The organism is Corynebacterium sp., assembly GCF_030532325.1.
Classification (GTDB): Bacteria; Actinomycetota; Actinomycetes; order Mycobacteriales; family Mycobacteriaceae; genus Corynebacterium.
The window spans coordinates 16678-28630 of sequence record NZ_JAUNLS010000003.1 but is presented as its reverse complement, the minus strand read 5'-3'; the positions used below and the strand labels follow the sequence as shown (position 1 = coordinate 28630).

Annotated in this window: 9 protein-coding genes and 3 tRNA genes; 4 read left to right on the top strand and 8 right to left on the bottom strand. The window is 63.5% G+C overall.

Annotated features, from left to right (window positions below):
- Nucleotides 1–135: 135 nt before the first annotated feature.
- From Q4E25_RS02470 to leuC, 3 genes are all read right to left on the bottom strand, one after another.
- Complete coding sequence (locus tag Q4E25_RS02470) at nt 136–1161, bottom strand: hypothetical protein (RefSeq protein WP_303153661.1); 1026 nt, start codon at nt 1159–1161, stop codon at nt 136–138.
- An 80-nt stretch (nt 1162–1241) separates the two neighbouring features.
- Nucleotides 1242–1829 (bottom strand): 3-isopropylmalate dehydratase small subunit, encoded by a 588-nt coding sequence (gene leuD, locus Q4E25_RS02465; protein WP_303153660.1) that lies wholly within the window; start codon nt 1827–1829, stop codon nt 1242–1244.
- 14 nt (nt 1830–1843) lie between these two features.
- Complete coding sequence (gene leuC, locus Q4E25_RS02460; RefSeq protein WP_303153659.1) at nt 1844–3283, bottom strand: 3-isopropylmalate dehydratase large subunit; 1440 nt, start codon at nt 3281–3283, stop codon at nt 1844–1846.
- Between the two features lie 99 nt (nt 3284–3382).
- Here leuC and Q4E25_RS02455 point away from each other — a divergent pair, with 99 nt between their 5' ends.
- Nucleotides 3383–4066, top strand: coding sequence for an IclR family transcriptional regulator (locus Q4E25_RS02455; RefSeq protein ID WP_303153657.1), 684 nt, complete (start codon nt 3383–3385; stop codon nt 4064–4066).
- A gap of 27 nt (nt 4067–4093) precedes the next feature.
- On the opposite strand, the gene Q4E25_RS02450 is transcribed toward Q4E25_RS02455, so the two are convergent.
- Nucleotides 4094–4924: a hypothetical protein gene (locus Q4E25_RS02450; RefSeq protein WP_303153654.1), complete on the bottom strand. Its 831-nt coding sequence runs from the start codon at nt 4922–4924 to the stop codon at nt 4094–4096.
- A 178-nt stretch (nt 4925–5102) separates the two neighbouring features.
- On the opposite strand from Q4E25_RS02450, the gene Q4E25_RS02445 reads away from it, so the two are divergent.
- Nucleotides 5103–5396, top strand: coding sequence for a hypothetical protein (locus Q4E25_RS02445; RefSeq protein WP_303153652.1), 294 nt, complete (start codon nt 5103–5105; stop codon nt 5394–5396).
- Nucleotides 5397–5524: 128 nt separating this feature from the next.
- Nucleotides 5525–6184, top strand: a complete 660-nt coding sequence (locus Q4E25_RS02440) for a hypothetical protein (RefSeq protein ID WP_303153650.1) — start codon at nt 5525–5527, stop codon at nt 6182–6184.
- Nucleotides 6185–6266: 82 nt separating this feature from the next.
- Here Q4E25_RS02440 and Q4E25_RS02435 read toward each other — a convergent pair.
- The 4 genes from Q4E25_RS02435 to gltX form a co-directional block, all read right to left on the bottom strand.
- Nucleotides 6267–6339, bottom strand: a tRNA-Glu gene (locus tag Q4E25_RS02435).
- Nucleotides 6340–7274: 935 nt separating this feature from the next.
- Nucleotides 7275–7347 (bottom strand) — tRNA-Glu (locus Q4E25_RS02430).
- Nucleotides 7348–7401: 54 nt separating this feature from the next.
- A tRNA-Gln gene (locus tag Q4E25_RS02425) sits at nt 7402–7473 on the bottom strand.
- 267 nt (nt 7474–7740) lie between these two features.
- Complete coding sequence (gene gltX / locus Q4E25_RS02420; protein WP_303153647.1) at nt 7741–9246, bottom strand: glutamate--tRNA ligase; 1506 nt, start codon at nt 9244–9246, stop codon at nt 7741–7743.
- Nucleotides 9247–9490: 244 nt separating this feature from the next.
- Between gltX and Q4E25_RS02415 the strand changes: the two genes are divergently transcribed.
- Complete coding sequence (locus Q4E25_RS02415; RefSeq protein ID WP_303153645.1) at nt 9491–11923, top strand: choice-of-anchor M domain-containing protein; 2433 nt, start codon at nt 9491–9493, stop codon at nt 11921–11923.
- Nucleotides 11924–11953: the final 30 nt, after the last annotated feature.

Below are 11953 nucleotides of genomic sequence, written 5' to 3'. Positions count from 1 at the left end.
ATCACCACAGGTCCACAACCAAGCTTCAACAGCTCCTCACAGAGACGCACAGAGCAGCACAGACCTGCACAGAGCCGCGAAAAAGGCGTAGGCCACAACCTACGCCTCGTGGTGGAAGATGACGGTGGTGGAAATTTACGCCCAGCGGAAGACGGGGCGCTGCTGCATCTGCCGGGTGAAGATCACCATGGCCAGGCCGATCAGCGGGTAGGAAATGAGAACCGCGAAGGGAACCATGCTCAGCAGACCACTGATGATGGCAATGCAGATGCACAACAGTGCTGCCAGCCCCAGGTTGTCCTTGACCAGGGAGGCCGAGCGCTTGAGGCACTCGCCCACCGAAGCATCCGGTTCATCAGCCTTAATGGCAGGAGCCGCGAAGAAGAAAATGGCCGCGATGATGCCCGGGATGATGAGCAGGAAGGTGCCGACCGTGACGATGAGGAAGGTCACGAAGACAACGACGGATACGCCAATGGTGGGCCCGCCCCTGAAGAAGTCCTTGAACTGCGGCTTGCCGCCATCGGCAGAGATCTTGGAGGCCATCAGGAAGTTGGCCAGCATCCAGAACTGGTAAAAGATGCCCACGAAGACAAAAAGATACAAAAAGACGGAGGCGGCTACGCCGGGGCCGGCAGCGACGTCATAGTCCCCTGTCACCGGGTCATAGGAAGAGGAAGCGAACCATGCAGCGCCGAGGCCACCGGCCAGCACGGGGATAAAAATAAGCGCGAAGATCACCACGCAGTGAACGATGGACGCCAGGATGTAGGGACCGAAGTTGCCAAACATGGCCTTAAAGGCCTGGCCGATGGCCCCGAAGGCATCGACAGGCTGCACGGCCATGGTTCCGCCGGCCGGGCCACCACCCTGGTAGCCGTAGGGCTGCTGGGCAAAGTTCTGGCCCTGGTACTGGCCCTGCGGCTGGTCTTGGAACTGACTCTGCGGTTGCGCCTGCGGCTGCGCGCCGTACTGCGGAAGGCCGGCGTCGGAGCCGCCACCATAACTGCCGCCGGCGCCGTAGCTGCCGCCGCCGTAGGAACCGTAGTTGTCCTGGCCGGTTCCGAAGTTGCCCGAAGCAGAGCCGTATCCGCCCTGACCGTAGTTTTCGCCGGAGGGATTTGATCTGGCGTTGTTATTGTCGCCAAAAGGATTAGTCATAGCAGTACACCTTATCCACGGCTTGTGGAGCCTTCCACTTGAGGAAGGCTATCGTTACAGCATTTTTATCTTTGAACTATTTAGGAGCCCACGGCCGGCTTGAAGCTCGGGCGGCGGGCCTCAAACTCGGCGATGGCCTCCTCGTTGCGCAGGGTCAGACCAATATCGTCGAGGCCCTCCATGAGGCGCCAACGGGTGTAGTCATCGATCTCAAAGGGATAGGTCGCGGCACCGACCTCCACGGTGCGCCTCTCCAGATCGACGGTGACCTGGGTTTCGCCTTCGGCCAGCTGCTTCCAGATCTGCTCAATGTCCTCCTGCGCCATGACACCGGCCAGCAGGCCGGCCTTGCCAGCGTTGCCACGGAAGATGTCCGCGAAGCGCGAGGAGAACACGGCGCGGAAGCCGTAGTCATCCAGCGCCCACACGGCGTGCTCGCGGGAGGAGCCGGTGCCGAAGTCGCGGCCGGCGAAGAGCACCGAGCCCTGATTAAACGGCTCCTGATTGAGGATGAACTCCGGGTTGCTGCGCCAGTTGGAAAACAGCCCCTCGGCAAAGCCGGTGCGCTTGACCGACTTCAAGTAGCGGGCCGGAATGATTTGGTCGGTGTCCACGTTTGATGCGCGCAGCGGGACACCGATGCCGGTGTGGGTAACGAACTTCTCCATGATTAGTGCTCCTTCTAGCTAATAGTCGCGGGCTCGGTGATATCGGACGGTGCGGCCAGGTGCCCCAGCACCGCGGTGGCGGCGGCCACGGCGGGAGACACCAGGTGGGTGCGCCCGCCGGGGCCTTGGCGGCCCTCGAAGTTGCGGTTGGACGTCGAGGCGGAGCGCTCGCCGGGCTTGAGCTGGTCTGGGTTCATGCCCAGGCACATCGAGCAGCCGGCGGTGCGCCACTCGGCACCGAAGTCGCGGAAGACGGCGTCCAGGCCCTCCTGTTCCGCCTGCTCCTTCACTGCCGCAGAGGAGGGAACCACGATCATGCGGGTATCGGCGGCGATACTGCGGCCCTTGACCACGTCCGCCGCCGCGCGCAGATCCTCGATGCGGGCATTGGTGCAGGATCCCAGGAAGACGGTGTCGATGGCGACGTCGCGAAGCGGAGTGCCCGGGGTGAGGTCCATGTAGGCCAGCGCCTTTTCCACCGCCGCGCGCTCGTTATCGTTGGTGCACTGCGCCGGGTCCGGCACGCTCTCCCCCAGCGGGAGTCCCTGGCCCGGGTTGGTGCCCCAGGTGACAAAGGGCGTGAGCGTGGAGGCGTCGATGTGAACCACGGTGTCGAACTCCGCGCCTTCATCGGTGGGCAGGGTCTTCCAGTATTCCACGGCAGCGTCCCAGTCCGCGCCCTGCGGGGCGAACTCGCGGCCCTTGACGTACTCAAAGGTGGTCTCGTCCGGAGCCACCATTCCCGCGCGGGCGCCGGCCTCAATGGACATGTTGCAGATGGTCATGCGAGCTTCCATGGACATCGCGCGGATGGCCTCGCCGCGGTACTCGATGATGTGGCCCTGGCCGCCGCCGGTGCCGATCTTGGCGATGATCGCCAGGATGAGATCCTTAGCGCTCACCCCCTCGGGCAGCTGGCCGGAGACCTCGATGGCCATGGTCTTGAAGGGCTTGAGCGAGAGCGTCTGGGTGGCCATGACGTGCTCGACCTCGGAGGTGCCGATACCCATCGCGATGGAGCCAAAGGCGCCGTGGGTGGAGGTGTGGGAGTCGCCGCACACAATCGTCATGCCTGGCTGGGTAATGCCCAGCTGCGGTCCCACGGTGTGAACAATGCCCTGCTGGGCGTCCCCCATGGAGTGCAGGCGCACGCCGAACTCCTCGCAGTTCGCGCGCAGGGTGGAGACCTGGGTGCGAGAGACCTCGTCTTTAATCTCCAGGAGATTTCCAGTCTTAATGCCCACGGTGGGCACGTTGTGGTCCTCGGTGGCCAGGTGCAGCTCCGGGTGGCGCATGCGGCGCCCACTCAGACGCAGTCCGTCGAAGGCCTGCGGACTGGTCACCTCATGCAGCAGCTGAAAGTCGATGTAAATAAGATCGGGCTCGCCGTTCTCACCGGCGCGCACGACGTGATCGCGCCACACCTTTTCTGCCAGGGTCAGTTTCTCAGTCATAGTTCTCTCCATGTGAAATCATCTCGCGAAGGCATCTCGGTGCTCTCACCGACATGACTCTACTTGAAATCTCATTGATTGGAACGTAGATTTCATTGTATGGGAGAGTATAGCGCAGTATCCGGCATCAAGGTACTAGATCGGGCCGTTGCAATTATGATGGCCGCAGCCAACCGCCCGTCCACGCTCAACGAGCTGTGCGAGACCACCGGCCTACCACGGGCCACGGCCCACCGCTTGGCCACCGCCCTCGAGGCCCACCGCATCCTCGTGCGCACCCCCGACGGCAAGTGGGGCTCAGGGCCGGCACTGCCGGGCAACCGCGACCGCATCATCGAGTCCGCCGGGCCCATCATGGATGAATTGCTGGCCCAAACCGGCGAGTCCGTGCAGCTCTATGAACTTTCCGGCCAGTCCCGCACGTGCATCGCCACTCGCGAGCCCGAATCCGGCCTGCACAACGTGGTTCCCGTGGGCCGCCAGCTCCCCCTTACTTCCGGCTCCGCGGCCCGCATCTTTGCCGCGTTCGGTGATGCTCACGTGCCAGGCGCCACCTTTACCGCCGCCGACGTGGCGGCCGCCCGCGCGAAGGGCTACTCAGAGTCCATCGAGGAGCGCGAGGCCGGCTTGGCCTCAGTCTCTGCGCCGGTCTTCGACTCCAAGGGCACCTTCATTGCCGCGCTATCCATTTCCGGTTCAGCCGAGCGCTTCCGCCCCTCCCCCGCGGAAAAGTTTGGCGCCTTGCTTGCCGACGCCGCCCAGCGTCTCAGCGCCCGACTCTAAGGTTCCCGGCCCTAAGGAAAACCAGCACTAAATCATCAGGCCGTAGTTGTTGGCAATGCCGCGCACGGCCTCGATGCCAAAGCCCTCGCTACTAGTCACGCCGATGCCCTCGGCCTGCTCCTGGATGCTGCGGAACTCGTGGTTGGCCAGCTCCCACGGCGTGGCCGGAGGAGCGATGTTGGGGCGGCGCGGCACGAAGCCCTGGTGGCGCAGCCCGGCCAGCTCGTTGGGGTACGGCATGCGCGCGTAGTTGGCAAAGACGTGCTTTTCCGCGCCCCGGGTGGCGATGGTCATCCCCTGATAAATGCCCACCACGCCGGGGCGCCCCGGCACATAGACCCCGGACCCGCTATCGCCGTTGAGCTTGGGGAGTCCCGTGGAGTAGTGCATGCCCGGGAAGACCTGGGGGCCCGGCACCGTGGTGGCACAGTCGTTGCCCGTCAGACGCCCGTGCACGCACACCGTGGTGTTATCGCCCGGCACCGGGTTGATGCCGTCGCCGGTCTTGGGGTTGCCCGCGGCATAGGTCCCGCCAGCGAACTGGATGTAGGCCAGATCATGCCCGGCTGCGCCCGAGGGGCTAAACCAGCGCAGCGTGCCCACATGCTGGCCGCGCTCGTTATAGATCTGCTGGCCGGACAGCCCGCAGTGCGCCGAGGTCCACGCGCGGCTGGGCTCCACGTAGCCCACGGTGCACGTGCGCCCTTCAGCGGTGAGGATCTTCTGCCCCTGCGTGACCGGCACGGACTCCCCCGCCTGCGCCACCGCCTGGCCGCCCACCAGCGCAGCCGCCACCGCCGCGGTGGCCACGACGCGCTTGAGGCCCGTGCGCTTCTTCAACTTCTTGACAATATTCACTCCTTTAACATAGCCCGCACGATGCCAAATTGCACCCGCCGCCAGCTCGACCAAGATCACGCGGCCAAGATCACAGCGTCGATTCGCTCCACGCTATTGAAAACGTCATGAAAACACGCTTTAATGAAAAGCGACTGAAAACCCGTGGCCGAGTGCCACCCGATCCCAAGGAGCTGCCATGAGCACCCACACCATCCACGAGGAGCACACCCACACCCACGGCGAGGGCTGCGGTCACGTCGCCTTCACCCACGAGGACCACACCGACTACGCACACGACGGCCACATCCACCGCGAGCACGAAGGCCACTGGGACGAGTGCGAGACCACCGAGCACCGCCCGCACGGCGCCCACCCGCACGTCCACGGCGAGGGCTGCGGCCACGTAGCCATTCCCCACGGCGACCACGTGGACTACGTTCACGATGGGCACCGCCACGCCGCCCACGACGGCCACTGGGACTGCCACTAAGCCCAGCCGCGCCCACGCGCCCGGCGCCGTGCCACCCGAGCGACATCTGATGCCGCTTCCCGGGTGGCGCTGCTCGTTTTAGGCTCGTTTTAGCCCCACCATCCCACAGGCGCGTTAGGCTGTGACGTATGAAACCCACACGTGTGATGACCACCCTCGCAGCTCTAGCGCTGGGCGCCGGCACCGCCGCCGCATGCTCCACTGCCCCGGAGAACACCACCGCTGAGCCCTCGTTTGAAAATACTTACCCCGCCTTCGAGCCCCTGCAGAAGGAGGGCCAGGCGGATGTCCCCGACCGTCCAGAGCCTTCCATGAACCAGGACGCCGGCCAGCACGATGCCGGCGAAGGCGCTGATCAGTCTCCAGCCCAGCAGCAAGCCACGGCAGGCGGCGGGCAGGCCGACCAGTACATCGAACACAACACCAACCAGGACGTGAAGCTCGCCAACTACGACGAGCTCAGCTCGCAGATCCCACAGGGCAAGGCCTCCGGCTTCGACGTCAACCTCAAGGGCACCAAGGCCACCGTCTGCCTCATGGGCGACGGCTACGGCATCACCTTCGTCATGGCGGGCAAGAACACCAGCTGCGAGTTCGCCGAAACCACCGCGCGCACCCTCATGGGCAATGCCCCGAGCTCTAAGTCGGATCTACGCAACTTCGTCCCCCCTCAGCTCAACGCCACCAGCCCCGTGACCAACAAGGCCTACAACCTCAGCTGCAGCATCGACGAAAACGAGGTCATTCGTTGCACCGGCGGAAACGACGCCGAGGTGCTGATTCTCTAGACGCCCTTAGGAGCTAGCCCCTTCGCCACCTGGCGACACACATAGCGAAAGCCTTCGAATTTCTCCGAAGGCTTTCTGTTTGTACCCCGTACGGGATTTGAACCCGTGTTACCGGCGTGAGAGGCCGGCGTCCTAGGCCGCTAGACGAACGGGGCTTAGAACCGTCCTCGGCGGAGTTGCTCTCCGCTGCGGACTTGATAAAGATTAAACTACCCGTAAACATTTCAACAAATCGCCAGCTCAGAACGTAAAAATCCCGAACTCTTTCTCACTGTCTGTGAGTGCATTTCCCGTTGCGATTCTCTGTAGCCTGGTGCGGATCGAATCAGTGGTTATTCCGCTGGCAACCTGTGGGTAGTGTGGGCCGGAATCTTAACGTGGATTGCTCGAGTTCGGGAGACGCTGAGCATCTAGCTGCATAGAGGTTGGGCTCCTACTTCGTGCGATTGTTGGTCAATAAGAAGACGGGGATTATGGCTGTGCCGCCTTACCAATCGCTGCTAGCCTCGCGTCGGCGAAGATGATGCGATGAATCCTCTGCCATCCGCTCTCCTCTCATCCGGGGACTTGGTGTTAACTGCAGTGTAGGACGGGGCCACACACCCCGGAAGGGCTTTGAAAAGATAGCTGCTGGTCCTCCCCCTGGTATCACCGCGGCCAAGCGCATGGCATGCGGGAATGGTCTACCGGTAAGGGGCACAATCGAACCAGTGGCAAGCACAAGGTCCGGCCCACCGCTCTGGAAAGCACTTCCCCATCTCCCCGATGAACGCGGCTGCCGCCGCGTTAGGCACCGCGTAGCAGTATATACCGCCTGAAGCCGCACGCAAGCCTTTTCCTGGAAGTCCTTCCGACACATCGAAGCTAAACAGTCCGGCCAAGCTAGCCAGATGAGCTCGGCCCCTCCGGGCTCTGCGGTACGTTTTCGCGAGAACAGCCCAGAAACGCCGCCAGATTCGGGCCTTATCCGTCAAAACGTACCGTGGCGAGCGTCCTCGTTTAACCCTTAACCCTCCAACTGTGTCGCACTGCAGGAGCGGAAGTTGAAAACGCCGAAAACCCCCGGATTTCTCCGAAGGCTTTCCCTTTGTACCCCGTACGGGATTTGAACCCGTGTTACCGGCGTGAGAGGCCGGCGTCCTAGGCCGCTAGACGAACGGGGCATAGAACTGTGACTTCCACGCAGTGCACTTTCGGACACTGTGCAGTAATCACTGCTGGCCTACCAGGACTCGAACCTAGAATGACGGTACCAGAAACCGTAGTGTTGCCAATTACACCATAGGCCATCATTGCTGTGCGCTGGCGTGGAACTTTCTTCTCGGCTGGGCCGGAAGCTTTCTAGCTCCTCGCTGCTCGCTGCAACGGTTAGTAACTATAACCACTGTTGACTGAAAGTGGCAAATCGCCAGTTCATCGCGGATTTTTAGCGTTCCCATGGCGAGACATAAAGAGCAAAAAATAACACCGCTGTAAGCATCCCCAGAAGGCGAATGCTTACAGCGGTGGAGTTGAGCTCCCGTGGAGTTGAACTACAGCACGGCACTACCCAGTTGCTACTCCGCGGCGGGCACGTAGGGCGTGACAGCCAGAGCGGCCTTGAGGCGGTTGAGCGTGGACTCCTTGCCCAGCAGCTCCATGGACTCGAACAGCGGCGGGGAGACCTGCTGGCCAGAAATGGCCACGCGCAGCGCGCCGTAGGCCTTACGCGGCTTGAGCTCCAGCTCCTCAATGAGGGCCTTGGAGAGCACGGCCTCAATCGCGTCCGTCTTCCACTCCTCCAGCGCCTCCAGGCGCTCGATGGAGACCTCGAGCGGCTGGACAGCGTCCTCCTTGAGGTTCTTCTTAGCGGCCTTCTCATCGAGGGTGAGCTCTGCATCGGGGATGGTGAGGAAGGACATGAGGGAGTAGGCGTCGCCAAGCATCTTGATGCGTGTTTGCACCAGGTCGGCGGCGAAGGCGAACTTCTCCTCCGGGTAGTCGGCCGGGAAGTCCGTGTACTCGCTGAGGTACTCGCGCAGGCGCTGCGCAAAGTCCGCCGGCTCCAGCAGGCGGATGTGGTCAGCGTTGATAGCCTCGAGCTTCTTCTGATCGAAGCGGGCTGGGTTGCCCAGCACGTCATTGATGTCGAAGTTGGCAATGAGCTCGTCGACGGAGAAGATATCCTGGCCCGCGGACAGCGACCACCCCAGCAGGGAGAGGTAGTTGAGCATGCCCTCCGGGATAATGCCGGCGTCACGGTGGTTGAAGAGGTTGGACTGCGGGTCGCGCTTGGAGAGCTTCTTGTTACCCTCGCCCATCACGAAGGGCAGGTGGCCAAACTCGGGGGTCTGCTTGGCGATGCCCAGCTCCTTGAGCGCCTCGTACAGCGCGAGCTGACGCGGGGTGGAGGAGAGAAGATCCTCGCCGCGCAGAACGTGGGTGATGCCCATGAGGGCGTCGTCGACAGGGTTGACCAGGGTGTACAGCGGTGCACCGTTGGAGCGGGCAACGACGTAATCCGGCTGGGTGGCGGCCTTGAAGGTCACCTCGCCGCGAACCAGATCGTTCCAGGTCCAGTCCTGCTCCGGCATGCGCAGGCGCCACACGGGCTTGCGGCCCTCGGCCTCGAATGCGGCAATCTGCTCCTCAGTCAGGGTGCGGTCATAGTTGTCGTAGCCCAGCTTGGGGTCGCGGCCCGCGGCCTTGTGGCGCTCCTCAACCTCCTGCGCGGTGGAGTACGCAGGATAGACATAGCCACCCTCCTTGAGCTTCTCTAGAGCCTCGGCGTAGATGTCCATGCGCTGAGACTGACGGTAGGGCTCGTGCGGGCCGCCGACGTTAATACCCTCATCCCAGTTGAGACCGAGCCACTCGAGGGAGTCGATGATGGCCTGGTAGGACTCTTCCGAGTCGCGTGCGGCGTCGGTGTCTTCGATGCGGAAGATGAGCTTGCCGCCGGTGTGGCGGGCGTAGGCCCAGTTAAACAGTGCGGTGCGGACCATGCCCACGTGCGGGGTGCCGGTCGGTGACGGGCAGAAACGTACGCGGACGTCAGAAGTGTTCTCAGTCATGCGCCCCATGGTAGTGGAGCTGGCCCAACGCGCTGACACAGGCTCGGGCTTTCGCTGCCTTTCCGCTACCCCGCCTCGCTGCGCCGCCGCCCCACATGGGGGTAGCTGAAAATCGCTCCCATTTAGCTGTGCTGCAGATTCCCGAAACCGCCGACGTGACGCTAACGGTACTGACATTCATTATCTATAGTGAGTATCTCGTTGAGACCCCCGGTCTCCTCTTGTCAGAACTGAAGAAAGGCACTCACTTATCGTGGCTCGCTCTCACACTCGCTTCCTTGCCCTGCTCACCACCGCCGCCGTCTTAAGCCCCGCCACCGCCTACGCTGGCCCCGATGACGGCAAGCGCGTGGTTAGCCAAGCGCACGTGGACTCCCCCAAGACCTTCTGGGAGAACAACTCCTTTGTGCTCAAGACCGAGTACGCCGAAAAGGCCACCCCGCTGGCGGAGAACGTGGCCTGGGTAGGCAAGGGCTGGAGCAGCAAGGGAGATGCCCAATACCAGTTTGCCCTGCCAGAAAACGGCTCCATGGACTTCGTGGGCAGGCCCGGCGAGGTCTACTACTCAGCGCCGAGCCTGCCCAGCGGTAGCCACGACCCCATCTGGCTGGGATTTGGCGCCGATTCCCTGCCTACCGAGAAGCTGCGCGACGGCTCCGCCTCCCTCGATCTGCTCAGCGTCGACGGCCCGGGTGAGATCGAGATGTTCCGCTACTTCGAAGATTTCGCCGAAGCCGCCCGGATGTTGGGCACCTCGAAGGGCTCGCCGCACTCGGCCTTCCTCACCGCGGGCACGCACACCCACAACTACACTCTGTTCAGCAAGCCAGGCCGCTACGAGTTGACCTACCGCACCACGGCGCGCGGCCGGGATGGCTCGATCATCGCCTCGGAGCCCACGACCACCTCCATCCAGGTCGGCGGCCAGCGCCCCTCCGATAAGCCCACCCCCTCCCTGCGCGAGCGATTTGACGCCGCCCACGCAGGCAGCTCCGAGGAGCTGGCCAAGGCCGGCTACCACCTGCGGGTGGAGCCCAAGAAGGGCCCCTCCCGCGACGGTGACGAGCACCTCTCCACCATCACCCTGGACACCCGCGGTAGCACCAAGCCAAACGGCACGCTGACTCTGCTTATCGACGGCTACTTCCTCACCGATCTGTCCGTCAAGAACGGCCAGGCCCAGTGGGAGGAGTTCCTCGGCCCCAAGGACGCCGAGCTCCAGGCCGTCTTCACCCCGGAGGGCGAGGCCCCGCGCTGGATCTCCGAGCCGCTGCACTACAGCTCCGGCGCCCAGCTCCAGACGGATTCTTCCCGGGCTTCCGAGACCTGGCAGGAGACCTCCGCGCCGCGCAACCTGGCTCCGCAAGATCCCGTGGAGATCACCGACACCGGCTTTAAGGCCCGCCTGGAACCCCTCGCTGAGGGTCTGACCAAGGTGGTCATCGACACCGCCGACAAGAACTTCCGCGGCTTCGTGCAGGGTGGAACGTATTCCGTCAGCGAGGACGGCACCGTGGACACGGGCGCCTACACGCCTTTCGACGCCTTCATCAGCGACGGCCACGCAGAGTTCCTGCTGAACGACGAGGCCCTCGAGGAGAATATGGCGGTGGGCGTGGACGTGGTCAGCCACCCGCTCATGTCCGTCGGCTCCGCCGCGCCGGTCTACCTCACCAAGAACTACCAGCATGGAAAGACCTACACGGCCAGCGGCGCCCTCGGAACCGCCGCCCAGGACGGCCCGCACCAGGAGGCCACGCCCTCGACTGCGCCCACGGCCCAGCCCACGCCGAGTGCCAAGCACGAGCCGGAGCGCTGCAGCGAGAAAGTAACCCTGGACAAGGGCCACGTGGACATCAAGGCGGCCCAGGAGGGCGAGGCCTTCTCCGCCGTGGTCAAGGACGAGACCTTCCAGGTAGACCAGAAGACCGTGGACCGCCCGGTGGATCAGGTCATCCTTGCCGTCGGCGAGAACGCGCGCGTCAAGCGCGGCTCGGAGCTGGCGGGCAAGGACTTCGAGTTCCTGGGCAAGCCGGGTGATCACTACTACCTGCTGCCGCAGACCCAGAACCGGGACATCATCTGGCCCGGCTACAACACCCAGGCCCTGGACTACAAGCAGTTCAAGGACGGGGTGGTCAACCTCAAGCTCAAGCCGCAGTCCATGCCGGCGGGCGGGGACTTCGCGCTCTTCCTCACCAAGGACTTCGGCGGGGTCAACCTCCTGGCCAGTTCCGCGACCAAGGACTACGCCGTGGAGACCACGTTTGCCTCCCACACCCACACCAACTGGGTCTTTAACAAGCCCGGTGTGTACAAGCTGGAGCTGAGTTACGAGGCCACCACCAAGGACGGGAAGCAGGTGAGCTCCCAGCCGCAAGTGCTCACCATCGCCGTGGGAGACAAGGCCCGCGAGGACGCGCAGAAGGACTGCGACGCTCAAGCCCCGCAGTCTCCGGAGCCCAGCACCCAGCCCACCGAACCAACCACCAAGCCTTCGGAGCCGAACAAGCCCTCGGAGCCGAAGAAGCCAGAGAGCTCCGCGAAGCAGGACCGCATCCTCGGCGGCGTGCTCAGCCTAGCCGTTCCGCTGGCCCTGGCCGTGATCTTCCAGGCCGTGCTCAGCTTCCAGCGCGATCACCGCGCTGAGATCGAGCGCTGGCTGAGCGGCCTGCTGGGCCGATAGTCACCGCCGATGCCACCAGTGCCTCACGAC

Excerpts from the sequence above, each read along its gene's own strand:
- Q4E25_RS02470 (WP_303153661.1), bottom strand. The coding sequence starts at position 1,161 with ATGACTAATCCTTTTGGCGACAATAACAACGCCAGATCAAATCCCTCC.
- leuD (WP_303153660.1), bottom strand. The coding sequence starts at position 1,829 with ATGGAGAAGTTCGTTACCCACACCGGCATCGGTGTCCCGCTGCGCGCA.
- leuC (WP_303153659.1), bottom strand. The coding sequence starts at position 3,283 with ATGACTGAGAAACTGACCCTGGCAGAAAAGGTGTGGCGCGATCACGTC.
- Q4E25_RS02455 (WP_303153657.1), top strand. The coding sequence starts at position 3,383 with ATGGGAGAGTATAGCGCAGTATCCGGCATCAAGGTACTAGATCGGGCC.
- Q4E25_RS02445 (WP_303153652.1), top strand. The coding sequence starts at position 5,103 with ATGAGCACCCACACCATCCACGAGGAGCACACCCACACCCACGGCGAG.
- Q4E25_RS02440 (WP_303153650.1), top strand. The coding sequence starts at position 5,525 with ATGAAACCCACACGTGTGATGACCACCCTCGCAGCTCTAGCGCTGGGC.
- gltX (WP_303153647.1), bottom strand. The coding sequence starts at position 9,246 with ATGGGGCGCATGACTGAGAACACTTCTGACGTCCGCGTACGTTTCTGC.